The sequence below is a fragment of the Bradyrhizobium sp. Y36 genome (assembly GCF_002531575.1).
GTDB lineage: Bacteria > Pseudomonadota > Alphaproteobacteria > Rhizobiales > Xanthobacteraceae > Bradyrhizobium.
In genome coordinates this window covers 161,882-184,230 of the sequence record NZ_NWTI01000006.1, presented here as the reverse complement: position 1 = coordinate 184,230, position 22,349 = coordinate 161,882, and the positions used below count along the sequence as shown (strand labels likewise).

The 22,349-nt window shown below is 66.1% G+C and carries 21 protein-coding genes; 6 read left to right on the top strand and 15 right to left on the bottom strand.

From position 1 onward, the window contains the following. Window positions 1–545: 545 nt before the first annotated feature. Window positions 546–1,235, top strand: a complete 690-nt coding sequence (locus CO669_RS13370) for an aspartate/glutamate racemase family protein (RefSeq protein WP_097660266.1) — start codon at window positions 546–548, stop codon at window positions 1,233–1,235. Here CO669_RS13370 and CO669_RS13365 read toward each other — a convergent pair. Together CO669_RS13365 and CO669_RS13360 are read right to left on the bottom strand one after the other, a co-directional pair. Further along, entirely contained in the window at window positions 1,199–2,713 is a 1,515-nt protein-coding gene (locus tag CO669_RS13365) for a carboxylesterase/lipase family protein (protein WP_097660425.1), read from the bottom strand. The two genes, CO669_RS13370 and CO669_RS13365, sit on opposite strands and share 37 nt — an antisense overlap. 17 nt (window positions 2,714–2,730) lie before the next feature. Continuing rightward, a complete protein-coding gene (locus CO669_RS13360; RefSeq protein ID WP_097660265.1) occupies window positions 2,731–4,071 on the bottom strand; it encodes an MFS transporter in 1,341 nt (446 codons plus the stop codon). Between the two features lie 208 nt (window positions 4,072–4,279). On the opposite strand from CO669_RS13360, the gene CO669_RS13355 reads away from it, so the two are divergent. Further along, window positions 4,280–4,930 (top strand): TetR/AcrR family transcriptional regulator, encoded by a 651-nt coding sequence (locus CO669_RS13355; protein WP_198963994.1) that lies wholly within the window; start codon window positions 4,280–4,282, stop codon window positions 4,928–4,930. 136 nt (window positions 4,931–5,066) lie between these two features. On the opposite strand, the gene CO669_RS13350 is transcribed toward CO669_RS13355, so the two are convergent. Genes CO669_RS13350 through CO669_RS13325 form a run of 6 tightly spaced genes read right to left on the bottom strand, consistent with a single transcriptional unit; the run spans window position 5,067 to window position 10,955 of the window. Continuing rightward, entirely contained in the window at window positions 5,067–5,852 is a 786-nt protein-coding gene (locus CO669_RS13350) for an ABC transporter permease (protein ID WP_097660263.1), read from the bottom strand. Beyond that, window positions 5,849–6,721 carry an ABC transporter permease gene (locus CO669_RS13345; protein ID WP_245444304.1) on the bottom strand — a complete coding sequence of 291 codons (873 nt, stop codon included), beginning with the start codon at window positions 6,719–6,721 and terminating at the stop codon, window positions 5,849–5,851. The genes CO669_RS13350 and CO669_RS13345 overlap by 4 nt, the downstream gene beginning before the upstream one ends. 9 nt (window positions 6,722–6,730) lie before the next feature. Then, complete coding sequence (locus CO669_RS13340; protein ID WP_097660261.1) at window positions 6,731–7,777, bottom strand: ABC transporter substrate-binding protein; 1,047 nt, start codon at window positions 7,775–7,777, stop codon at window positions 6,731–6,733. A 21-nt stretch (window positions 7,778–7,798) separates the two neighbouring features. Next, window positions 7,799–9,106, bottom strand: a complete 1,308-nt coding sequence (locus CO669_RS13335) for an NAD(P)/FAD-dependent oxidoreductase (RefSeq protein ID WP_198963993.1) — start codon at window positions 9,104–9,106, stop codon at window positions 7,799–7,801. Between the two features lie 16 nt (window positions 9,107–9,122). Then, window positions 9,123–9,839, bottom strand: a complete 717-nt coding sequence (locus CO669_RS13330; RefSeq protein WP_097660259.1) for an HAD family hydrolase — start codon at window positions 9,837–9,839, stop codon at window positions 9,123–9,125. Between the two features lie 36 nt (window positions 9,840–9,875). Continuing rightward, window positions 9,876–10,955 (bottom strand): ABC transporter ATP-binding protein, encoded by a 1,080-nt coding sequence (locus tag CO669_RS13325; RefSeq protein WP_198963992.1) that lies wholly within the window; start codon window positions 10,953–10,955, stop codon window positions 9,876–9,878. Window positions 10,956–11,165: 210 nt separating this feature from the next. Between CO669_RS13325 and CO669_RS13320 the strand changes: the two genes are divergently transcribed. Next, window positions 11,166–12,104: a LysR family transcriptional regulator gene (locus tag CO669_RS13320; protein WP_097660257.1), complete on the top strand. Its 939-nt coding sequence runs from the start codon at window positions 11,166–11,168 to the stop codon at window positions 12,102–12,104. Window positions 12,105–12,226: 122 nt separating this feature from the next. Here the strand turns inward: CO669_RS13320 and uxuA are convergent, their stop codons facing one another. The 6 genes from uxuA to CO669_RS13290 all read right to left on the bottom strand — a co-directional run bounded on the left by uxuA (window position 12,227) and on the right by CO669_RS13290 (window position 18,449). After that, on the bottom strand, window positions 12,227–13,417 hold the full coding sequence (gene uxuA, locus CO669_RS13315; RefSeq protein ID WP_097660256.1) for a mannonate dehydratase: 1,191 nt from the start codon (window positions 13,415–13,417) through the stop codon (window positions 12,227–12,229). A gap of 13 nt (window positions 13,418–13,430) precedes the next feature. Continuing rightward, window positions 13,431–14,480, bottom strand: a complete 1,050-nt coding sequence (locus CO669_RS13310) for an L-idonate 5-dehydrogenase (protein WP_097660255.1) — start codon at window positions 14,478–14,480, stop codon at window positions 13,431–13,433. Further along, window positions 14,477–15,883: a TRAP transporter large permease gene (locus CO669_RS13305; RefSeq protein ID WP_097660254.1), complete on the bottom strand. Its 1,407-nt coding sequence runs from the start codon at window positions 15,881–15,883 to the stop codon at window positions 14,477–14,479. Before CO669_RS13305 ends, CO669_RS13310 begins: the two co-directional genes overlap by 4 nt. A gap of 1 nt (window position 15,884) precedes the next feature. Next, on the bottom strand, window positions 15,885–16,463 hold the full coding sequence (locus tag CO669_RS13300; RefSeq protein WP_097660253.1) for a TRAP transporter small permease: 579 nt from the start codon (window positions 16,461–16,463) through the stop codon (window positions 15,885–15,887). A gap of 133 nt (window positions 16,464–16,596) precedes the next feature. Then, window positions 16,597–17,589, bottom strand: a complete 993-nt coding sequence (locus CO669_RS13295) for a sialic acid TRAP transporter substrate-binding protein SiaP (protein WP_097660252.1) — start codon at window positions 17,587–17,589, stop codon at window positions 16,597–16,599. A gap of 56 nt (window positions 17,590–17,645) precedes the next feature. After that, window positions 17,646–18,449 carry a FadR/GntR family transcriptional regulator gene (locus tag CO669_RS13290; protein WP_097660251.1) on the bottom strand — a complete coding sequence of 268 codons (804 nt, stop codon included), beginning with the start codon at window positions 18,447–18,449 and terminating at the stop codon, window positions 17,646–17,648. 141 nt (window positions 18,450–18,590) lie between these two features. Between CO669_RS13290 and CO669_RS13285 the strand changes: the two genes are divergently transcribed. Together CO669_RS13285 and CO669_RS13280 are read left to right on the top strand one after the other, a co-directional pair. Next, window positions 18,591–20,075, top strand: coding sequence for a mannitol dehydrogenase family protein (locus CO669_RS13285; RefSeq protein ID WP_097660250.1), 1,485 nt, complete (start codon window positions 18,591–18,593; stop codon window positions 20,073–20,075). A gap of 92 nt (window positions 20,076–20,167) precedes the next feature. Next, window positions 20,168–20,575 carry a nuclear transport factor 2 family protein gene (locus CO669_RS13280; RefSeq protein ID WP_097660249.1) on the top strand — a complete coding sequence of 136 codons (408 nt, stop codon included), beginning with the start codon at window positions 20,168–20,170 and terminating at the stop codon, window positions 20,573–20,575. Between the two features lie 24 nt (window positions 20,576–20,599). Here CO669_RS13280 and CO669_RS13275 read toward each other — a convergent pair whose 3' ends face one another. Next, window positions 20,600–21,346: an HAD family hydrolase gene (locus tag CO669_RS13275; RefSeq protein ID WP_097660424.1), complete on the bottom strand. Its 747-nt coding sequence runs from the start codon at window positions 21,344–21,346 to the stop codon at window positions 20,600–20,602. A gap of 145 nt (window positions 21,347–21,491) precedes the next feature. On the opposite strand from CO669_RS13275, the gene CO669_RS13270 reads away from it, so the two are divergent. After that, window positions 21,492–22,340, top strand: a complete 849-nt coding sequence (locus tag CO669_RS13270; protein WP_097660248.1) for an SDR family oxidoreductase — start codon at window positions 21,492–21,494, stop codon at window positions 22,338–22,340. Window positions 22,341–22,349: the final 9 nt, after the last annotated feature.

The following is a 22,349-nucleotide window of genomic DNA, read 5'->3' as shown; positions in this document are numbered from 1 at the left end:
CCGGCCTTCCCTGCGCGATGTTTGACGGCGTATGGCGCGCTCTCCCCGGAGACGAATTCCTGCTTGCCTCCGTCACCTCGCGGATTGACGGCGCGCTTTACCCGGTCGGGCTCGGCGCACCTCCGCAAGGCTTGGCTGTAGCAACGACAGCCAGGACCACGCGCATTGGCCGTACGCTTCAGCGCCGCTCGTCCGCACGAAGCCAGGACCTCACGGGGTTCATCCCGCCCTGCTCCCGCCCCTCGTGCACGGCGCTGCCGCGTCCACCGCTCCCCGATCCGCGGCTCGTTGCGACGTACGACCGCCCCTTATCCCGGATCAGGATGGCCGACACATACGTCAAAACCGAATTTCGGTAAAGCGGAATGTTTTTGCGAAAGCGGATTGACAGGGGAGCGACACAGGCACGACAGCGTAGCCCGGATGGAGCGCAGCGTAATCCAGGATGGTGCGCGCCAGACCAGCCGCCGCAATCAAGCGGCGACTACCGGGCTTCGACATTTTCGTCTACCCTCTGGCCGAACCTGGACATCGAGGACAAGGGAATGCAGACCATCGGCCTGATCGGGGGCATGAGCTGGGAGAGCACGGCGCTCTACTACAAGCTGATCAACGAGCGGGTCCGCGACCGCATGGGCAAGCTGCATTCGGCGCCGCTGCTGCTGTATTCCTACGATTTCGAAGAGATCAAGCAGATGCAGTATGCGGGGCGCTGGAGCGAGGCGGCGGCCAGCCTGGCCGAGGTCGCGCGGCGTCTCGAGGGCGCCGGTGCGCGGGCGATCGTGCTCTGCACCAACACGATGCACAAACTGGCGCCCGACATCATCGCCAGCGTGACCGTTCCCTTCATCCACCTTGGCGACGCGACGGCGCAGCGGATCCGGGCGAAGGGCTACCGGCGGGTCGGGCTGCTCGGCACGAAGTTCACGATGGAGGAGGATTTCTACATCGACCGGCTGCGCGCGCATGATCTCGACGTGCTGGTTCCTCCCACCGAGGCGCGCGCCGATGTGAACCGCATCATTTACGACGAGCTGTGCCTTGGTATCGTCACCGACCCCTCACGGCGCCGCTATCAGGATGTGATGGCCGCGCTGGTCGCCGCCGGCGCGGAGTGCATCATCCTCGGCTGCACCGAGATCACGATGCTGGTCGGCCCTGACGACATTTCGGTCGAGACGTTCGACACCACGGCCATTCACGCGGAGACGGCCGCGGATTTCGCGATCGGGTGAGCTTGGGGCGCACCGGATTGCGCCAGCAGCTCCGTCCACAGCAGCGACCGCGCGCTGTCCTTGAGCGAGACGACACGAAACGGCTGATCGAACAGCGCGACCGGTTCGCTGCCCGGCGTGCACGGCGGCCAGGCCTCCGCGGCATCAGGCCTGCCGCGCGTGACGAAGCGCAGCACGTCCGACTGAAAGCGCGTGGCGACCTCGACGTCGCCCAAAGTCATCGGGCCGCCCTTGCGCCTCAGAATCGGGCGATCGATGAAATCAGGCAAGTGCGCCCAGAGACAGGCGTTGTCGGCGCCGTGGGTCGGGCCTTGCGACAGGAACGGCTCCAGCGAGGGGCGATGATCGAACCGGCTCAGCCACACCGCACCGCCGGCCCCGGCGTGGAGCCGCGCGAGATCGGCCATCGGGCGGTGCCAGAACGCGTCCGACAGCAGCGCCTCGTACGGATCCTCGTCGGGACGCGCGGTGGCGCGATAACAGGACAGCAGGCGCTCCCAGCCGACATCGCCGAATGCGGCGCGCAGCTGCCGCTCGGTGGTGCGGATCATCGCGGCCGGCGGCGTGCTCTTCAGGAACATCACCATCTCGTCGCGGCAGGAGCCGAGCCAGAGCGGGATGTCGCGCAGCGTCCCGTCGGCGAAGACGTCGCGCGGCTCGCGCGGGATCACCGTACCGTCGAGCACCGGGCCGAACAAGGTGCCCTGCTCCGTCTCGTCGGCGATCCTGCGGCCGACCCGATCCACCGCCGCGAACAGCTCTTGCAGCGGCACGGAAGCAATCTTGCCCGGATCACGCGACAGTTCGAGCTCGTCGATCACGCGTCGCGCGACGTCGTCGGCATGCTCGGCACTCATGATGTTGCGCCCGGGCGCGCTGAGCGCGAGGGCGCGGATGAACTTGCCTCTGGCCTGCGGCAAGGTTGCCAGCGCAATCACCATGGAGGCGCCGGCGGACTGGCCGGAGAGCGTGATCGCATCCGGATCGCCGCCGAACTTGGCGATGTTGGCGCGCACCCAATCGAGGGCGGCGAGCGTATCCTGGAGCGCGAGGTTGCTCGCCTCCGCAAGACCATGGCGATGCAGCTGCAGGAAGCCGAGCGGGCCCAGCCGGTAGTTGATGGTGACGATCACCGCCGGGCCGTGCGCGGCGAGGAAGGCGCCGTCGTAATCGGCTCCGCCGCCGGTGACGAAGGCGCCGCCATGGACGAAAAACAGCACCGGCAGCGGACGATCCGTCGCCGGCGCCCAGATGTTGAGGCTGAGGCAGGCGGCCTCAGCCGCGTGATCGAGATGACCGGGCTGCGGCGCGTAGGCGCCGTGCTCCGTGCAGCTCAGCGGCTCCGTCCACGGATCCGGCGCCACGGGCTTCGCAAAACGCCGCGCGGTCGCATAGGGCACGCCCTTGAAGACGCGTACACCGTTTTGCGTGAGGCCCGTGACCGGCCCGCTCGTGGTCGAAACTGCTTCTCTCGCCATGCGCACCTGCCCTGCTCTTAACTACGTCGCTTGCCGAGATCGGCGATATCGACGGTGTGGGTTTCGCGCGCAGTGGCCGCAGCGGCTGCCGAGATCACGCAGCAGCAGGCGACGAAGATCGCGACCGGAATCCACCCGTTCGGTCCCTCGCCGACCAGGCTCGCGCTCACCAGCGGCGTGAAGCCGGCGGCGAGGAAGCCGAGCTGGGTGCCGATCGCGGTGCCGGAATAGCGCACGCGCGCCTCGAACATCTCGGCATAGAAGGACGGCCAGATCGCGTTCGGCGCGGCGTAGATGATGCCCGAGAGGGTCATCGCCGCGGCGAAGATCGCCAGCGTATTGCCTGACGTCACCAGCATGAAATAGGGAAACACGAGCACCGCGCAGCCGAGCACGCCGCCGATGAACACCGGCTTGCGGCCGATCTTGTCGGCGAGCAGCGCCCACAGCGGCTGGGTGATCAGCGCGGTGACGTTGCCGAGCACGCCGGCCCACAGCATGGTCGGGCGCGCGACGCCGAATTTCGAGGTGGCATAGCCGAGCGCGAACACGGCCGTCATGGTGCTGACGGTCGCGATCAACGCGCAGACGATGACGCGCAGCACGTCGGACCAATAGTCGCGCAGCAACGCGACGACCGGGAAGCGCGCCACCTTCGCCTTGTCCTTGATGTCTTCAAAGACGGGCGTTTCCGGCATGGTCCGCCGCACCAGATAGGCAACCAGCAGCACCAGCGCGGACAGCAGGAACGGAATGCGCCAGCCCCAGCTCAAGAGCTGCTCTTCGGGCAGGCTCGACACCGGGATGAACACCAGCGTCGCCAGGATCGCGCCGGCCTGGGTACCGCTCAACGTCCAGCTCGTGAAGAAGGCGCGGTTGGAATTGGCGGAGTGCTCCAGCGTCAGCGAGTTCGCCCCGCTCTGCTCGCCGGCGGCCGACAGGCCCTGCAACAGGCGCAGCAGCGTCAAGATGACAGGTGCGGCGTTGCCGATGGCCTTGGCATCCGGCAACAGGCCGATCGCGAGCGTCGAGCCGCCCATCAAGACCAGCGTGAACAGCAGCACCGTCTTGCGGCCGATGCGGTCGCCGAAATGGCCGAGGATGACGGCGCCCACGGGCCGCGCGATGTAGCCGATGCCAAAGGACAATAGCGCCAGCAGCGTCGCCGTCGACGGATCGACATTGGCGAAGAACACCTTTGGAAAGATCAGCGCCGCCGCGGTGCCGTAGATGAAGAAGTCGTAGTATTCCAGCATGCTGCCGACGAAGCTGACCAGCGCGGCGCGCTTGGGCAGCTTGTCCGGCGCGGCTTGTGCACTGGATGTCGCGCGCAGCGGCGCGGTTGACGTCAACGTCATCGCAATCTCCTCCCCGTGTGTCCCCTGCGGTTCGCGTCGGGCGGGCCGCCTTGTGCGCGTTTTCTGGTTCTGGTTGCCGCAAGCTAGATTGGCAGTCATAATGTACGAACTAGTACGTTTATGCAATACGCGTTGGATGGCCCCCGGAGGAGGCGAAATTTGCCTTCACCTTCAAGGTGATCCGTGGAAACTGGCGGGAGAAACAGTAATGCTCGAGCGCATGCCGCCCCCATCGAAGCGCACCAACGACCCCGAGCGCACCAAGCGCGACATCCTCGAAGTGGCGATGGCCGAATTCGCCTCGGAAGGCTATTCCGGCGCGCGCGTCGATGCGATCGCGGCGCGGACGCGTACGTCCAAGCGCATGATCTATTACTATTTCGGCGGCAAGGAGCAGCTCTACCTCGCCGTGCTGGAGGAGGCCTATCGCAGCATCCGCGCGCTGGAGGACCAGCTCGACATCGCAAGCTGCGATGCGCGCGAGGGCCTGCGCCGGCTGATCGAGGCGACCTTCGACCACGACGAGCGCAATCCGAACTTCATCCGCCTGGTCTCGATCGAGAACATCCACCACGGCAAGCACCTGAAGCAGAACGTTCAGCTGCGCCAGCTCAACGCCAGCGTGATCGCGACCCTCGACGGCATCCTCGCGCGCGGCCGCGACGAAGGCGTCTTCCGCGACGACGTCGACGCCATCGACCTGCACCTTGCCATCTCCTCCTACTGCTTCTTCCGCGTCGCCAACCGCCACACCTTTGGCGCGCTGTTTGACCGGGACTTGAGCGAGCCGAAGGTGCTGGCGAAGAGCAGGACGCAGATCGTGGAGATGATCCTGGCGTGGCTGGGGGCGAAGGCCTAACGTCCACCACACACTCGCTGTCATTCGCCGCGAAGGCGGGGAATCCAGTACGCCGCGGCCTATCGAGGACCCACGAACGCCTCGGAGTACTGGATCGCCCGATCAAGTCGGGCGATGTCACCGAGTATGCAGCCCCTCACCCGCTCTTCTTCTGCCGCGTGCTCGCCAGCAGCACCAGCATGAACGACGCCGCGGTCATCAGCGTCGAGATCGCGGCGATGGTCGGGTCGATCTCGTCGCGGAGCGCCGTGAACATGCGCTTGGTCAGCGGCTGATACTGACCGCCGGAGATGAACAGCGCGACGATGGTCTCGTCCATCGCCGAGATGAAGGCGAAGATGCCGCCGGCGATCACGCTCGACTTGATCTGCGGCAGCGTCACCGCAAAGAAGCTGCGCAGGCGGTTCATGCCGAGGCTGCGCGCCACCATTTCCTGCGCGGGGTCGAAGCTCTGCAGGCCCGCAAGCACCGAGATGACCACGTAGGGCAAGCCCAGCATCACGTTCGCCAGCACGAGGCCGGGCATGGTCGCAACCAGGCCGACCTTGGCATAGACGAAGAAGATCCCGACCGCGGTGATGATGATCGGCACCACCAGCGGCAGCAGCAGCGCCATGTGGATGACGCGCATGATGCGCAGCTTCGACTGGCTGATGGCGTAGGCGGCGGCGACCCCGCACGGCGTTGCGATCACCACCGTCAGCAGCGCGACCGTCAGCGTCACCTGCGTCGCCTGCATCCAGGCCGGATTGGCGAAATATTGCTGATACCAGCGCATCGAGAACGACGGCGGCGGGAAGGTCAGGAAGCGTGCGCTGGAGAACGAGATCGGCGCGATGATCAGCACGGGCAGGATCAGATAAAGCAGCACCAGCGCGCTGATCACGTAGAGGCCGATGCGTGCGGGCGAGGTGCGCATCATTTCTGCCCCAGCACGCGATCGAGCGAGATGAAGCGGCTGACGATGAAGAAGATCGCGAGCACGCTGAGCAGCAGCACCACGGCGACCGCGCTGGCCGCGCCGAACTGGTTGTAGAGCTCGACATTGCGGCTCACCAGCATCGACACCATCACGGTGCGTCCGCCGCCGAGCAGCTCCGGCGTGATGTAGAAGCCGAGGCAGAGCACGAACACCATGGTGCAGCCGGCGAGCACGCCCGGCAGCGACAGCGGCAGGAACACGCGCAAGAACGTCAGCGACGGGCTCGCCCCGAGGCTGGCGCCGGCCTGCATCAGGTCGCCGGGGATCTTCTGCATGGTCGCGTAGAGCGGCAGCACCATGAAGGGCAGCAGGATGTGCACGGTCGCGACCACCGTGCCGAAGGTGTTGTGGACCAGCGCGAGCGGCTCGGAGATCACGTCGAGGTAACGCAGGAACTGGTTGATCACGCCGGTGCGCTGGAGCAGCGCCAGCCAGGCATAGGCGCGCACCAGCACCGACGTCCAGAACGGCAGCACGACCAGCGACAGGATCAGGATGCTCCAGCCTTTCGGCACGGAGTTGGCGAGATAGGCGACGGGATAGCCGAGCAGCAGGGCGATGACCGTCACGGCGAGGCTGATCTCGAAGGTCAGCGCAAAGCTGCGCCAGTAGATGTCCTCGGTGAAGACGCGGCGGTAATTCTCCAGCGTGAAGCCGTCATGATAGATCGACTGCCAGGCGAGCCAGCCGACCGGCAGCACGATCAGAGCCAGGATCACCAGCAATGCCGGCGACACCAATACCAGCATCAGGCCGTGCTCACGGCGCTGATGCTTTTGAGAGGGATCCGGCACGGATGTCGTCGGCATTGGCGCGCTTTACTTCTGCATGAACGAGGCCCAGCGCTTTTCGGCGGCTTCGCCGGCGGGCGAGGACCACCAGGCGTAGGACATCAGCGCCTGCTTGGCGGCATTGGCCGGCTCGCTCGGCAGCTGCGCGGCGCGCTCCGGCTTGATCACGTTCGTCTCGAACGCCTTGGGATTGCCCGGACCATAGTCGATGTGCAGCGGCAGATTGGCCTGGTGCACGGGATCGACGGCCTCGTTGAGGAATTTCACGGCCGTGGCGAGATTCGGCGCGCCCTTGAGGATGCAGAGCGAGGTGCTCTGCAGGATGCCCTGGTTGTAGGTGAAGGACACTTTCGCGCCTTCCTTGGCGACGGCGCTGACGCGACCGTTCCAGGCCATCTCCATGTCGACCTCGCCGTCGTTGAGCAGTTGCGCCGACTGCGCGCCCGAGGTCCACCACACCGTGATGTGCGGCTTGATCTCCTCGAGCTTCTTGAAGGCGCGGTCGACGTCGAGCGGATAGAGCTTGTCGGGCGCGACGCCGTCGGCCATCAGCGCGGCCTCCAGCGTTGCGAACGGATGGTTGCGCAGCGCGCGGCGGCCGGGAAACTTCTTCACGTCCCAGAAATCGGCCCAGCTGTTCGGCGCATCCTTCGGGAACGTCTTCTGGCTGTAGGACAGCACGCTGGAATAGAACTCGTAGGATACCGAATAGGGACTGCGATACGCCTCCGGCATCGCCGCGCCGTTTGGAATCTTCGAGAAGTCGAGCTTCTCGATCAACCCCTGCTCGCCGCCACGCAGGCAGTTGCCGGTGGGTGTGTCGACGACGTCCCAGATCGGCTTGCCGCTGCCGACCTGCGTCTTGATCGCGGGCCAGGCGTCGGGAATGGAATCCTGGTTGATGGTGATGCCGAGCTTCTTGGCGGTGGGATCGAGGATCGCCACCGTCTGCGCCTGCTGATAGGCGCCGCCTTGCGAGACGAAGGTGATCTGCTCGGCGGCATCAGCCGCAGTCGCAAATCCGATTGCGCCGAGCAGCGCGCAGCCCAATCCAAACTTCCGCGTCATCGTCATCCTCGCCTCCTCCAAATGATCTCACTGACCGATCGCATCGAGAAACTGGTACCAGCCGGCGACCATGCGCACGGCGGGCTCGCGCAGCGGATAGAACGGAATCGTCTTCATGCGGGCGATATCGAGCAGGCCGACGTCGGGGCTCTCGCCGCGCACGAAGGCGGCGAGATAGCGGCCCATCAGGCTCGACATCGCAACGCCCGCGCCGTTGTAGCCGAGCGAGATCAGCGTGCGGTCGTCGAGCCGGCCGATATGCGGCACCGAGTCCAGCGTCATCGCGACAAGGCCCGACCATTTGTAGGCGAGCGGGATGTCGGCGAGGTCAGGGAAGATGCCGACCATGGCCTTGCGCAAGGCATCGAACGCGGCCTGCGAATCCTCTTTGCCGAAGGCGCCGCGGCCACCGAAGATGACGCGATTGTCGACCATGCGGAACCAGCGCATCATGCGCTTGGTCTCGGTGTAGGTGCGGCCCGACGGCATCAGCTTCCCCGCAAGATTGCGCGGCAGTTTTTCAGTCGCGACCATGGCGCTGCGGAACGGGACCAGCGTGCGCTGCAGATGCGCGGTGGCATCGGTGAGATCGGAATAGCTGTTGGTGGCGATGATCGCCTGCTTGGCGCGCACAGTGCCGCGCGGCGTCTCGGCGACGATGCCGTCCTTGTCGCGCCTGAGCTTGACGACCGGCGATTCCTGGAAGATCGGCACACCACGGCTCGCCACGCCATTTGCGAGCCCCCGCAGATAATTCAGCGGATGGATACCGCCCGAGCCGGGATTGAGCACGCCGCCCACAAAGATGTCCGAGCCGGTCTCCTCGCGCACGCCATCCTTGTCGAGGATGCGAACCTCGGCCGAGCCCATCTCGCGCGTCATCCAGTTGGCCTCGTCGATCGCGGCCCGGAGCGTCGTCTCGTTGTGTGCGGCCTTGACCTGGCCGGTGCGCGTCAAATTCGCGCTGGCGATGCCGTATTCGGAGACGAGCTCCTCGACCATGTCGGTCGATTCGTGCGCGATCTCGTACATGCGCTTCGCCATGGCACGGCCATGCGCGTCATCGACCTCGCGGAACGACAGACGGAATTTCGCGGTGATCACGCCGCCATTGCGGCCGCTCGCGCCCCAGCCGGGACGATTGGCTTCGAGCACGACGGGGCTGAGGCCGCTCCTGGCGATGTGGTGCGCGGCGGACAGGCCGGTATAGCCCGCACCGATGATCACCACATCCGCCTGATACTCACCCGCGAGCACGGGAAATTCGCGCGCCGGCTCGGCTGTGGCTTCCCACAGCGAGTTGACCGATGGCAGCGCGCTCCAGTCCAGTGTCATGCCCGCGCTCACGAACTTACGCCGCCGGCCCGATCGCCGCGTCGGCGAGCGCCTTCAACGTCGGATAATGGAAGTCGGGCTTGGTCAGCGTCTCCACCGCAGGCGTGCCGCCGAAGCCGGCGATGCCCTGGCGGCGCTCGATCCAGCACACCTTGTAGCCGAGCTTTCGTGCGATTCCGATGTCGTGGTACTGGCTCTGCGCGACGTGCAGGATGTCGGACTGCTTGTAGCCGAAGGCGGACTGGCGGCCCTTGTTGTAGGCGAAGAATTCCGGGTTGGGCTTGGCAACGCCGGTGTCGTCGGCGCAGACGGTGTCGTCGAAGGGATTGCCGAGCGCATGCGCGTAAGCCGACAGCGCGACGCGGTCGGCATTGGTCATCGCCACCAGGCGGAACCGGGTGCGCAGCCGCTTGAGCGCCTCGACCGAATCCGAAAACGGCCCCCAGCGCAGCACCGCGAGCTGGAACGTGTCGCAAGAGGCGTCGTCGGAAGGCAATCCGAGCTCCTTGGCGAGATGACGGTAGACGTGGAACATCGCCTCGCTGGAACGCTCGTAGTGCTGGTCACGGCCGCGCTTGTAGGGCTCGAAGATCTGGTCGTCGCTGAGCTCGGCCGGCGTCTTGCCCGAGATCTTGCGCACCGCGTCGATCACGCCGGTCTCGAAATCGATCAGGGTGCCGACGACGTCGAAGGTGAGAACCTTGAAATTGCTGAATGCGGCTTGGGTCGACATGTCGGTCTCTTCTCTTCGGTTGGACAAGATTCAAGTTCAGTCCACCTTGGGCACGACGATGGTGTCCTCGGGGTGAAGGGTGACGGTGAGACGGCCGCCGAGCGGCGGGATACGGCTATAGGCCTGGTGATAGCTCGGCTGGCGCAGACTGAGCGCGATGCCGTCGGCAAGCGAAAGGAAAATGCGCAGGCTCTCGCCCTGATAGACGATGTCGGTGACCGTTCCGGTCAGCCGGTTGCAGGCGCCATCCTGCCCACCGTCGTCGATCAGGAGCTTTTCACTGTGCACGGCGAGCATCAGGGCATCGCCATCGGGAATGAGGCGGGCGCTGCGCAGCAGCGCATTGCCGAGCGCGACGCTGGAGGCATCGACGCGGCGAACGGGAAGCATCGTCGCCTCGCCGATGAAGCTCGCGACGAAGGAATCGGCGGGATGGTCGTGCAACCGCTCGGGCACGTCGATCTGGATCAGGCGGCCGTCCTTCATCACGGCGACGCGGTCGCTCATGGTCAGCGCCTCGCGCTGGTCATGGGTGACGTAGATGATGGTGGCCTGGATGCGCCTGTGCAGCGCGCGCAGCTCGATCTGCATGGATTCGCGCAGCTGCTTGTCGAGCGCCGAGAGCGGCTCGTCCATCAGGATCAGGCGCGGCTCGAAGATCATGGCGCGCGCCAGCGCGACGCGCTGCCGCTGGCCGCCCGAAAGCTGCGCGATGCCGCGCTCCTCATAGCCGGAAAGCCCGACCATGCCGAGCGCCGCACGTACCTTGTCGGGCCAACTGGCTTTCGGCAGCCGGCGCGCACGCAAGGGAAAGGCGACGTTCTCGCCGACGCTCATATGCGGGAACAGCGCGTAGTTCTGGAACACGACGCCGATGTCCCGCTTGTGCGGCGGCATGTAGGTGACATCACGCCCGCCAAACAGGATCGTGCCCGACGTCGGCAGGATGAAGCCGCCCAGAATGCCGAGCAGCGTGGTCTTGCCGGAGCCGGAGGGGCCGAGCAGCGAGACGAACTCGCCGGCGCCGACATTGAGCGAGACGTCGTCGAGAGCGCGAACGGGGCCGTAGGCCTTGCTCGCGGACCTGATCTCGACGCTTTCCGCTCGTTTGTCCAACGATCGACCTCGCCCGTCCCTGCAATGGCGTGCCTCAGTGCGCGCCATAAGCCTGCTTTATAGACAGCATTCCGGAGCTTCCAGCGGCGCAGCGTGCGTTGCACCAAATCTTGTCTCGAACACCCTGTCTTTAGGCTGTGATGCCAATGACAACAGACTTGGCAAAATCCGGCAATTGCCAAATTCTCACCCGGCTCATAACATGGCGTTATGCCCGAGCTCCGCCGCATGCTGCCGTCCAGTAACGCCCTGTTCGTCTTCGACGCGGCGGCGCGCAATGGCAGCTTCACGGCTGCGGCCGCCGAACTGAACGTCACGCAACCGGCGGTGAGCCGGATGCTCGGCCAGTTCGAGGAGCATCTCGGCGTCCGCCTGTTCGACCGCACCGCGGGCCGCGCCGTGCTCACCGAGGAAGGCGAGCTGTTGTACCGCCGCGTCGTCGACGGCTTTCGCAGCATCGAAAGCGGCCTCGTCGAGATCGAGCGCCGCCGCAAGGGCACCGAGACGGTGACGCTGTCGGTCTCCTCCGCCTTCACCACACATTGGCTGATGCCGCGCATCGACAAGCTGCAGAAGCAGTTTCCGCAAGTCGACCTGCGCTTCCAGCTGATCTCCGGCGCGCTGCGCGGGCCGGTGGAGAATGTCGACCTCGGCATGCGCTTTCGCGATCGCGAGGAGCCGCCCTCCGGCGGCACGCTGGTGATGAAGGAAGTCATGCTGCCGATGTGCAGCCCGAGCTATCTCGGCGCGACCGATCCCGCCGAGGGCAACACCATCATCCGCCTCGCCGAGACGCCGGGCGACTGGGCGGCGGATTATGCATCGCTCCTCACCGGCCGCCGCGGCGCGGCCAAGGGGCTGAGCTTCACCGATTATGCCGTCGTGGTGCAGGCTGCCCTGCTCGGCCAGGGCATCGCGCTCGGCTGGCTGACGGTCGCCTCGCACTGGCTGCTCACCGGCGCACTGGTGCCGGCCTCCGACCGGCTGACCACCACGCGCCGCATCTGCGAATTCCTGCCGCCTCGCAGCCGTCCGATGCGCCCCATCGCGGCAGAGATCCGCGACTGGATCATCACGCAGATGCACAGCGAGATCGCCGCGATCGACCGGCTGTATCCGAAGCTGGGGGCGATGGACGCGTGCTATTGAGCCACTGCTCTCTCCGCGTCATTGCGAGGAGCTCTTGCGACGAAGCAATCCAGACTTCCTCCGCGGCAAGACTCTGGATTGCTTCGCTGCGCTCGCAATGAGGAGTGGAGAGTGCGCTACCGCTACCGGTGCTCGATCGCCCGGATCGCGCCGCGCAGCTCGGCGAGACCGCGGAGGCGACCGATGGCGGTGTAGCCGGGATTGGTGCGCTTGGTCGCGGCGAGATCGTCGAGCATGCGATGGCCGTGGTCGGGGCGGAACACGATTCTCTTCCCGGGCGAACGCTTCGCGTTCTCCTTCAGCAGCGCCTTGAGCACGGCGACCATGTCGACGTCGCCGTCGAGATGATCGGACTCGTAGAACGACAGCCCGTCCGCCTCGCGCTTGGTTGCGCGCAGATGCGCAAAGGCGATGCGGGGGCCAAAGCGCTCGGCCATCTCAGGCAGATTGTTCTCCGCGCGCACACCGAGCGAGCCGGTGCACAGGCAGATGCCGTTCGCCTTGGACGGCACCGCGTCGAACAGCGCCTGGTAGTCGTCGGCTGACGAGGCAATGCGCGGCAGGCCGAACAGCGGCCGCGGCGGATCGTCCGGGTGCAGGGTCAGGGACACTCCGAGCTGCTCGGCCACCGGTGTCACGCGCGCCAGAAACTCGGCAAGATGCTGCCTCAGGATCTCAGGCGTGATGTCGCGATAGGTCTCGAGCCGGTCGCGGAATTGCGGGATGGTCATCGGCTCGGTGGTCGAGCCCGGCAGCGCGCTTGCGATGACCATGACGAGATAGTCGATATCGGCCTGGCTCATCTTCTCGAACAGCGCTTTCGCGCGGGCCTGCTGCTCGGGCGAATACTCCCGCACGGCGGCCGACCGCTTCAGGATATGCAGCTCGAAGGCGGCGAAGCGGTCCTGGTCGAAGCGCATGGCGCGGGCGCCGTTCGGCAACTCCCATTCGAGGTCGGTACGGCACCAGTCCACGACGGGCATGAAATTGTAGCAGATGATCTTGATGCCGGAGGCGGCGACCGCTTCCATGCTCGCGATCCACGCCTCGATCGACTTCGTCGCGTTTCCACCCTGGCGCTTGACGTCGTCGGGGATCGGAATCGATTCCACCACCGACCAGGTCAGCTGCGAGCGGCCGGGCTGGCCGTTCTCGATGAAGTTCTTGCGCTCCTCGACCGCCTTGCGCGTCCAGGCTTCGCCGATCGGCACCTGATGCAGCGCCGAGACGATGTCGCTCGCCCCGGCCTGCCTGACATCGTCGAGCGAGACCGGATCATCGGGCCCGTACCAGCGCCAACCTTCGAGCATCATCTGGTCTCTCCCCTCAGTTCGCGGTCAGCACGACCTTGACGCTCTGCGAGCGGTCGAGCGCCAGCCGCAGCGCGTCGGGCGCGGTCGACAGCGGACGCTCCGCGGTGACCAGCGACAGCACGTCGACGCTGCCGGCCGAAATCAGTTCCACCGCGGTCATGAATTCGAGGCCGAAGCGGAACGAGCCGCGCAGGTCGATCTCCTTGGCCATCACCGCATTCGACGGCGTCGGGATCTGGCCGCCCGGCAGATTGCCGATCTGCACCACCACGCCGCCGCGCCTGACGATGCCGATGGCACTGGCAAGGCCCGCGGCCGTGCCCGAGACCTCAAACGCAACATCGTAGGGACGCGAGGCGGCCCGCGCCTTCAGGCCCTCCTCGCCGCTCGAAACGTTCTCGACATGCGACGCGCCGAGCCGGGTCGCGAAGGCCAGCGGTGCCGGCGCGATGTCGGCCACGGTGACGTCGGCCATGCCGGCGCGATGCGCGGCGAGCATGGTCAGAAGCCCGATCGGGCCGGCGCCGAAGATGATGCCGCGCTTGCCCTCGATGTTGCCGGCGCGCGCGACCGCGTGCAGGCAGACCGCGAGCGGCTCGGCGAGCGCCGCGGCCTGATAGGAGACGTGGTCCGGGATCTTCACGCATTGCGCAGGGACCGCATCGAAATAATTGGCGAAGCCGCCCTGCATGTGCGGCGTCTTCGAGGCCGAGCCCATGAAGTAGATGTTTTCGCACAGGTTCGGCCGGCCCTCGCGGCAGGCCACGCAATGGCCGCACCAGCGCGACGGGTTGACGGCGACGCGGTCACCGACCTTCAGGTTCGCGGCCGCCCCGGAGATCTCCACGACCTCGCCGGAGATCTCGTGGCCGAGCACCAGTGGCGACTTCACCACGAAATCGCCGGTGCGGGCATGGCGGAAGTAGTGCATGTCCGAGCCGCAGATGCCGCCGGCACCGAAGCGGATACGCACCATGCCGGATGCCAGCTTGTCGAGCGGATGCTCGACCATGCGCAGGTCTTCGGGGCCGAACAAGGTTGCGGCGAGAGCAGTCGAGGTCATTTGGAGAGTCCCATGTATTTCGGCAGCCAGAGGGTAAGTTCGGGAATGTAGGTGATCGCGATCAGCGCGAACATCAGCGGCACCAGCCAGGGCAGGATCGCGACCGTGGTGCGCTCGACCGAGAGCTTTGCCACGCGGGCGAGCACGAACAGCACCATCCCGAGCGGCGGATGCAGCAGACCGATCATCAGGTTCAGCGTCATGATCAGGCCGAAGTGGATCGGGTCGATGCCGAGCTTGAGCACGATCGGCAGCAGGATCGGCACCAGGATGGTGATCGCCGCCGTGGTGTCGATGAAGCAGCCGACGAACAGGATCAGCACGTTGGCGAGCGCCAGGAACACCCATTTGTTGTGGGTGATGCTGAGCATCCAGTCCGACAGCATCTGGGCGGCCTGCGACACCGTCAGCAGCCAGGCGAAGATCGAGGCGGCCGTGACGATGAACAGCACCGAGGCCGTGGTCTCGATGGTGTCGAAGGTCGCCTTGGCGACGGTCCGGAACGTCATGGTGCGATAGCGGACGAGGCCGAGGAACAGCGACCAGATCACCGCGGCGACCGCGGCCTCCGTCGGCGTGAACCAGCCCAGTGTCATGCCGCCGATCAGGATCACCGGCGCCATCAGCGCCATCACCGCCGAGAAGTCGAAATACCAGTCGATCGCCAGCAACGTGCCGAGGCCGATCACAACCGCCATGTTGACCGAGAGGCCGGCGAGCACCATCAGCCAGATCGCCATCGGGAACGCCAGCACGATGGCGATCTCGAGGCCGGCCGAACCGAGCTGCGGCCAGGAGAACGGCGTGTCGCTGCCCCATTTGTTCTTGTGCGCGAAATAGGTGACGGTCGCCATCATGAACAGCGTCAGGACGACGCCGGGAATGACGCCGCCGAGGAACAGCGCGCCGATCGAGACGTTGGCCATCATGCCGTAGATCACGAAGGGCAGCGATGGCGGAATGATCGGCCCGAGCGTGGCGGACGCCGCGGTGACACCGACCGAGAATTCGGTGGAATAGCCGTGGTCCTTCATCGCCTTGATCTCGATGGTGCCGAGGCCGGCAGCGTCCGCGATCGCGGTGCCGGACATGCCGGAGAAGATCACCGAGCCGATGATGTTGACGTGGCCGAGGCCGCCGCGCATCCACCCCACCAGCGCGACCGCGAACTTGTAGATGCGCCCGGTGACGCCGGCGATGTTCATGAGATTGCCGGCCAGGATGAAGAACGGCACGGCAAGCAAAGGAAAACTCTCGACGCCGGCGATCATGCGCTGCGCCAGCGTGACGTCGGGCGTCACGCCGCTGACCAGGATGTAGAGCAGCGACGACGCGGCCATGGCAATCGCCACGGGAACGCCGAGCAGCATCAGGATGAGAAAGCCTCCGAGCAACAGCAGCATGTCAGATCTCCGATCCGTCGTAGGCACCGGGACGTTCGAGAACCGAGTAGCCCTGCCGCCAGTTCTGTATTGCCACCTGCACGGAGCGTGCGAACATCAGCACGAAGCCGAGCAGTACGGCGTAATAGACGTAATCCTTGGGAAGATTGATGGTGGTCATCCGTTCGTCGCCGATGATCTGGATGTAGACCCAGACCAGCTTGATGGCGTAGCCGAAGAAGGCGATCCGGATCAGGTCGATCGCCGTCGACAGTGCGCGCGCCACGAGATGCGGCAGATAGCGGTAGACGAGATCGACCTGGATGTGCCGCGACAGCCGCACGCACATCGAGGCGCCGATGAAGACCACGCCGATCAGGCAATAGGTCGCGATCTCCTCGGTCCAGGCGTAGCTGTCGTTGAGCACGTAGCGGGTGAAGAACTGCAGGAAGACGGCGAGCGCCATCACCCAGAAGATGGCGAGCGCCACCCAGTCCTCGAACGCGTAGACGCCGAGATCGACCTTCGGCGTCGCCTCCTCCTCGAAGGTGTGGGCGATCTCGTCCGCGGTGATCTGCCGGTGGATTTCGGCGGTGGACATGGGTGTGCTCCTGAAAACCTGAACGTTGTTCCGGGGCTCGCGAAGCGAGAACCCGGAACCTCGAGATTCCGGGTTCGGTGCTCGGACCGGGCTGTGCCCGGTCCTGCGCGCCGCCCCGGAATGACAGTCAGTGCTATTTCACCGCCTGGATCTTTTCCCAGTCGGCCTTGCGGTAACCAAAGGTCTCGAATGCGACGTTCTTCAGCACGGTGTCGCGGAACTCGTTCTTGTCGACCTCGGTCACGGACAGGCCCTTCTCCTTGAAGAAGGCAACGAGCTTGGCTTCGTTCTGCTTGATCTCGCCGGTGGCCTTGGCGGCGGCTTCCTGCGCCACGTCGGTGAAGATCTTCTTGTCTTCATCGGAGAGCTTCTTCCACAGCGCGCCGGCGATCACGGTGTTGAGGTGGTCGACGATGTGGCCGGTCAGCACGATGTGCTTCTGCACCTCGTAGAACTTCTTGGCCTCGATCGTGGTCAGCGGATTTTCCTGCGCCTCGACGGTGCCGTTCTGCAGCGCGAGATAGACTTCGGCGAACGCGATCGGCGCGGTGTTGGCGCCGCAGGCGCGCGGCATCGCCAGATAGGCCGGCACATCAGGCACGCGCATCTTCAGGCCCTTCATGTCGGCACAGGTCTTGATCGGCTTGTTCGACGAGGTCTGACGCACGCCGTAATAGGTCACCGCGACGATGTGGTGGCCGCTCTTGTCCTCATAGCCTTTGGCGAGCTCCTTGAAGATGTCGCTCTTGGTGTAGGCGAGCAGATGGTCGGCGTCGCGGAAGGTGTAGGGATAGTAGGTCACGCCGATCGGCGGGAAGCTCTTGGCCGCGAAGCTCGAGCCGGAGATGATGATGTCGACCGAGCCGAGCGACAGGCCCTGGTTGATGTCGGCCTCCTTGCCGAGCTGCGAGGCCGGATAGACGTCGATCGCATAGCGCCCGTTGGTGCGCTTGCCGATCTCCTGTGCGGCCCAGACCGAGGCGGTGTGGAACGGCTCCGAGGTCTCGTAGACATGGGCCCATTTGAGCTTGGTCTGCGCCATGCCGGCCTCGGTGGCCGCCAACAGCGCGGCAGCGGACATCACGGCTGCAATCGTCATTTTCTTCAACACTGACTTTTCCTCCATTGTTCAAGTCTGCTTCTTGTTCGCCCGCGTCCGACCTGGATGCGGGCCGCCCAATCTCACCGCCGGGCGCCGCCGCCCGTCGTGCGCTTTTTCTTCGGCACAGGTTTGGGTTTTGCCGGCGATCGCGCCGCCCGGCTTCGCACCGAAGCCGGCCCTGCCGCATTCTCGGCGCCGAAATTCTGCGCGAAGCGCTCCTGCGATCGCGCCAAATGGGTGCGCATCGCCTCGCGCGCGGCGTCGGGATCATGCGCCGCGATCGCCTCGCGCACGGCGCGGTGCTCGTCGAGCGCGGTGCGCCAGGTGCCGGGGCTCTCGAAATAATGCGCAAGCTGCGCGAAATAGGGATTGAGGCGCTGGTCGAACAGCTCGCCGACCACCCGCACCAGGACAGCATTGCCGAGACTGCCGGCGATGGCGACGTGGAAGGCGCGGTCGTGCACCATCGAGGCTTCGCCGGGATGCTCGACCTGCTCCATCGCGAGCAGCGAGGCGTCGATGCGGGCGATGTCGTCCCTGGTCGCGACGCGCGCGGCCTGTTCGGCGATGGCGCTTTCGAGGAATTCGCGGGCGCGCAGCAGCTCGAACGGCCCCTCGATGACGGACGCGGCTGCGGGCGCGGCGATTGCGGCGGGCTCGATCACGTAGATGCCGGAGCCGACCCGGATGCGCAGGCGCCCCTCGACCTCGAGCGCGATCAGGGCTTCGCGCACCGTCGGCCGCGAGATCTTGAGCTGCTCGGCGAGCTCGCGCTCGGTCGGCAAGCGGCTGCCGACCGCGTACTCGCCGCTGTCGATCAGGCTTCGCAATTGATCGGCGACCTGGCGATAAAGCCGTCTCGCCTCCACAGCTTCCAGCGGCACGCTGGTCCTCCCGAAAGGGTCGCGCGGGGCTTTATCGGCCCGCGGCCTGCCAATTTTGGAAAATTGGTCTTACCAATTGACCGGAGCATTGACCTGATACGGGCGCCATGTCAAGCAGCGGCAAGCAAAGGGGAGACGTCCATGCGCTCAGGTTCAGCGCGTCTTGGCACGGCCAATCTCGACCGGCTGGCACCTCGCGTCCGCCGGCCGGCCTATGACCGTTCGCGCCTGACGCCCGGCATCGTGCATTTGGGTCTCGGCGCCTTTCATCGCGCACATCAGGCCGTCGTCATCGACGATTGCCTCGCGAACGGCAGCTCGTCCTGGGGCATTGTCGGCGCCAGCCTGCGCAGCCCGGACACGCGCGACGCCCTCGCCCCGCAGGATCATCTCTACACGGTTGCCGTGCGCGCCGCTGAGGGCACCGAGCATCGCGTGATCGGCGCGCTGCTCGACAGCGTCGTCGCGCGCGAGAAGCCGGCGGCCCTGGTGGAGCGGATGGCCGATCCCGCCATCCGCATCGTCTCGCTGACGGTCACCGAGAAGGGCTATTGCCACACGCCGCAGACCGGCGATCTCGACGAGCGGCATCCCGATGTCGTGCATGATCTGAACAATTTCGACGCGCCGCGCTCGGCGCCCGGCTTCATCGTCGCGGCGCTGGCACGGCGGCGCGCGCTGGGGGCCGCGCCCTTCACCGTGCTGTGCTGCGACAATCTCGCCGCCAACGGCCACACCGTGCAGCGCATCGTGACGCAGTTCGCAGCGCTCCGCTCCAGGGAACTCGGCAAGTGGATCGCGGACAATGCCGCCTTCCCCTCGACCATGGTCGACCGCATCGTGCCTGAAACGACGGACGCCGACCGCGATGCGGTTGCGAGCGCACTCGGGATGCGCGACGCCTGGCCCGTGATGACCGAGCCGTTCACGCAATGGGTGGTCGAGGATCGGTTCACGGCCGGCCGGCCCGATCTTGCCGCCGCCGGCGTCGAGCTCGTCAGTGACGTCAAGCCGTTCGAGCTGATGAAGCTGCGGCTGCTCAATGCCAGCCATTCGGCGCTGGCCTATCTCGGCTATCTCGCAGGCTATGAGACCATCGCGGACACCATGCAGGACCCGCATTTCGCCCGTCTCGCCGCGCGGGTGATGGAGGACGCCGCGGGCACGCTGACGATGCCTGCCGGCACCGACCTTGCGGCCTATCGCGCCTCGCTGCTCAAGCGCTTTTCCAACCCGGCGCTGCATCACCGCACCTGGCAGATCGCGATGGACGGCTCGCAGAAGCTGCCGCAGCGGCTGCTCGGCGCGATGCAGGACCGCCTCGCCAAAAACCTGCCGATCGCAACGCACGCGCTCGCGGTCGCCGGCTGGATGCGCTACGTCACCGCGACCGACGAGCAGGGCCGCGCCATCGACGTGCGCGATCCGCTCGCCGGTCAGTTCGCCGCGCTGGCGCGCGAGGCGGGGCCGGTTGCCGAGCGTCTCGCGCCCGCACTGCTTGGCGTCGAAAAGGTGTTCGGGCCGCTGGGCGCCGAGCCGCGGCTGCGCGAGGCCGTGACGACCGCGCTCGGCCGTCTCTACAAGGACGGTGCGCGGCGGGCGGTGGAGATGCTGGTCTCGGCCTGATCAGGGCAATGCTGCACTGCGGTCCAAATCGGACGCCAGGCCGAACGGAAGTCGCGCTTGCTTTTTGTCTGTCCTTGCCGCACCGGGGAAGCATGACAAAGGACACCAAGGTCATCGCCGCCAACGCGGCCTTCTACACCGCCTTCTCGACCGGCGACTTCGACGGCATGGAACGAATGTGGGCGGACGACGACGCCATCTCCTGCATCCATCCGGGCTGGCCGGCGATCATCGGCCGCGCCACCGTGATCGGGAGCTGGCGCGACATCCTGCAAAATCCTGAAAGACCGCAGATCGTCTGCGCCGAGCCGCAGGCGATCGTCGACGGCGACAGCGCCCGCGTGCTCTGCATCGAGATCGTCGACGGCACCGCTCTGGCCGCAGCCAACCATTTTCGCCGCGTCGGCGACGATTGGCTTCTGGTGCATCACCAATCGAGCCCGATTGCGCAGATTGTCGAGCAGGCTGAGGACGATCGGACGAGCCACCGCGTGCACTGACGAAGGCGCTCACGCCGCCGTGATCTACTGTGCATGGGGTTGTTTTTCATTTTTTGGTCTGGCGGTCAGTTCCGACAGGTCGTCCAGCACGCACCGCGCCGCGCTGAAATCCTCGTCGCGGAAAAACATGCTGCGGGTGATCAGGACCGGAATGCCGGCGCCTGAAGCTGAGATCAGCCCATTGGCGGAATCCTCGATGGCGACGCAGTCGGCCGCACCGACCTTCAGCCGCGCCAGCGTTTCCAGATAGACGTCCGGCGCCGGCTTCTTGCGCCTGACGTCGTCGCCGGCGACGATCGCATCGAACGCCGCGGCCCAGTTCGCGCCCAGCGCCTGCGACAGCAGCGCATCGATGTTGCCGTGCGAGGTCGTGGTCGCGATCGCAAGCCGCTGACCGCGCGCCTTGGCCGCGGCGAGCAGCTCGATCACGCCCGGCCGAAGCGGACAGCAGCCGGTTTCGACCAGCTCGGCATAATGCGCGGTCTTGATGCGGTGAAGCTCTGCGATCTCAGCATCCGACAAAGCCGGGGCGACATCCAGCCGTCCGTGATAGGCGCGCATGCGCTCCTTGCCGCCGGTCACCCGCAGCAGGTCCTTGTAGATCGCGCGGTCCCACTGCCAGCCGAGACCTTGGCGGGCGAAAGCGTGGTTGAAGGCCCGCCGATGCAGCTCCTCGGTCTCGGCCAGGGTGCCGTCGACGTCGAAGATCAGCGCGGCCGCGCGCCGGACCAGCTCATCCGCCGGTGCGGACGCGAGCGCCTCTGCCTGCATGATCGGTGCCTCCCTGTGACGGCCGACCATCGCCCGGGCCATGAGGCGAGACAAATCGCAATATCTTTTGCCGGACCCAAAAATCTCTTATGAGCGAGAGGCGCGCGACGGCGCGCATGGGAACCTCGACCTGCACGGGAGACGCATGCGGCTCTTCATCCTCGGCCTCGGCTACAGCGTCCGGCATTTTGTCCGCCGGTTCGGCGGCAGCTTCTCCCATGTCGCCGGCACCGTGCGCGATCCCGCGAAGCGGGACGACCTTGCCGGCATCGAGGTGCACGCCTTTTCCGGTGAGCGCCCCGCTCGCGCAACGGCCGAGCAGGTTCGCAACGCCGACGTGCTTCTGGTGTCGATCCCGCCCGGCCCTGCCGGCGACCCCGCCATCGCGGCGTTCGGCGACGTGCTGGCGGCCGGCCGCCGCAAGATCGTCTATCTCTCCACCATCGGTGTCTACGGCGATCACGGCGGCGGCTGGGTCGACGAGACTACGCCGCCGCAGTCGACACTCGACCGCGCCCGCATCCGAGTCGCCGCCGAGCAGGCCTGGATGGACATTGCGCACGGCGATGCGGCGATCCTACGGCTTGCCGGAATCTACGGTCCCGGCCGCAATGCGCTGGCGACGCTGCGCGCGGGAACGGCCCGCCGCATCATCAAGCCCGGACAGGTCTTCAACCGCATCCATGTCGACGACATCGCGAGCGCGATCATGGCCGCCATTCACCACGGAAATGGCGGTACGTGGAATATCTGCGACGACGAGCCCTCGCCGCCGCAGGACGTGATCGCCTACGCCGCAGAGCTGATGGGCATCGCCCCGCCGCCCGAAGAGGATTTCGCGACGGCCGAGATGTCGGCGATGGCGCGCAGCTTCTATGCCAGCAGCGCCCGCGTTTCCAATGCGAAGCTGAAGCACGAGCTCGGCGTCACACTCGTCCACCCGACCTATCGGCACGGCCTCGATGCGCTGTGGCGCGCGGACGAGGGACGATAGGGTTCCGGC

What these genes read in the sequence shown, in the direction of transcription:
- CO669_RS13370 (WP_097660266.1), top strand. Translation starts at nt 546, where the DNA reads ATGCAGACCATCGGCCTGATCGGGGGCATGAGCTGGGAGAGCACGGCG.
- CO669_RS13365 (WP_097660425.1), bottom strand. Translation starts at nt 2,713, where the DNA reads ATGGCGAGAGAAGCAGTTTCGACCACGAGCGGGCCGGTCACGGGCCTC.
- CO669_RS13360 (WP_097660265.1), bottom strand. Translation starts at nt 4,071, where the DNA reads ATGACGTTGACGTCAACCGCGCCGCTGCGCGCGACATCCAGTGCACAA.
- CO669_RS13355 (WP_198963994.1), top strand. Translation starts at nt 4,280, where the DNA reads ATGCTCGAGCGCATGCCGCCCCCATCGAAGCGCACCAACGACCCCGAG.
- CO669_RS13350 (WP_097660263.1), bottom strand. Translation starts at nt 5,852, where the DNA reads ATGATGCGCACCTCGCCCGCACGCATCGGCCTCTACGTGATCAGCGCG.
- CO669_RS13345 (WP_245444304.1), bottom strand. Translation starts at nt 6,721, where the DNA reads ATGCCGACGACATCCGTGCCGGATCCCTCTCAAAAGCATCAGCGCCGT.
- CO669_RS13340 (WP_097660261.1), bottom strand. Translation starts at nt 7,777, where the DNA reads ATGACGATGACGCGGAAGTTTGGATTGGGCTGCGCGCTGCTCGGCGCA.
- CO669_RS13335 (WP_198963993.1), bottom strand. Translation starts at nt 9,106, where the DNA reads ATGACACTGGACTGGAGCGCGCTGCCATCGGTCAACTCGCTGTGGGAA.
- CO669_RS13330 (WP_097660259.1), bottom strand. Translation starts at nt 9,839, where the DNA reads ATGTCGACCCAAGCCGCATTCAGCAATTTCAAGGTTCTCACCTTCGAC.
- CO669_RS13320 (WP_097660257.1), top strand. Translation starts at nt 11,166, where the DNA reads ATGCCCGAGCTCCGCCGCATGCTGCCGTCCAGTAACGCCCTGTTCGTC.
- uxuA (WP_097660256.1), bottom strand. Translation starts at nt 13,417, where the DNA reads ATGATGCTCGAAGGTTGGCGCTGGTACGGGCCCGATGATCCGGTCTCG.
- CO669_RS13310 (WP_097660255.1), bottom strand. Translation starts at nt 14,480, where the DNA reads ATGACCTCGACTGCTCTCGCCGCAACCTTGTTCGGCCCCGAAGACCTG.
- CO669_RS13305 (WP_097660254.1), bottom strand. Translation starts at nt 15,883, where the DNA reads ATGCTGCTGTTGCTCGGAGGCTTTCTCATCCTGATGCTGCTCGGCGTT.
- CO669_RS13300 (WP_097660253.1), bottom strand. Translation starts at nt 16,463, where the DNA reads ATGTCCACCGCCGAAATCCACCGGCAGATCACCGCGGACGAGATCGCC.
- CO669_RS13295 (WP_097660252.1), bottom strand. Translation starts at nt 17,589, where the DNA reads ATGGAGGAAAAGTCAGTGTTGAAGAAAATGACGATTGCAGCCGTGATG.
- CO669_RS13285 (WP_097660250.1), top strand. Translation starts at nt 18,591, where the DNA reads ATGCGCTCAGGTTCAGCGCGTCTTGGCACGGCCAATCTCGACCGGCTG.
- CO669_RS13280 (WP_097660249.1), top strand. Translation starts at nt 20,168, where the DNA reads ATGACAAAGGACACCAAGGTCATCGCCGCCAACGCGGCCTTCTACACC.
- CO669_RS13275 (WP_097660424.1), bottom strand. Translation starts at nt 21,346, where the DNA reads ATGCAGGCAGAGGCGCTCGCGTCCGCACCGGCGGATGAGCTGGTCCGG.
- CO669_RS13270 (WP_097660248.1), top strand. Translation starts at nt 21,492, where the DNA reads ATGCGGCTCTTCATCCTCGGCCTCGGCTACAGCGTCCGGCATTTTGTC.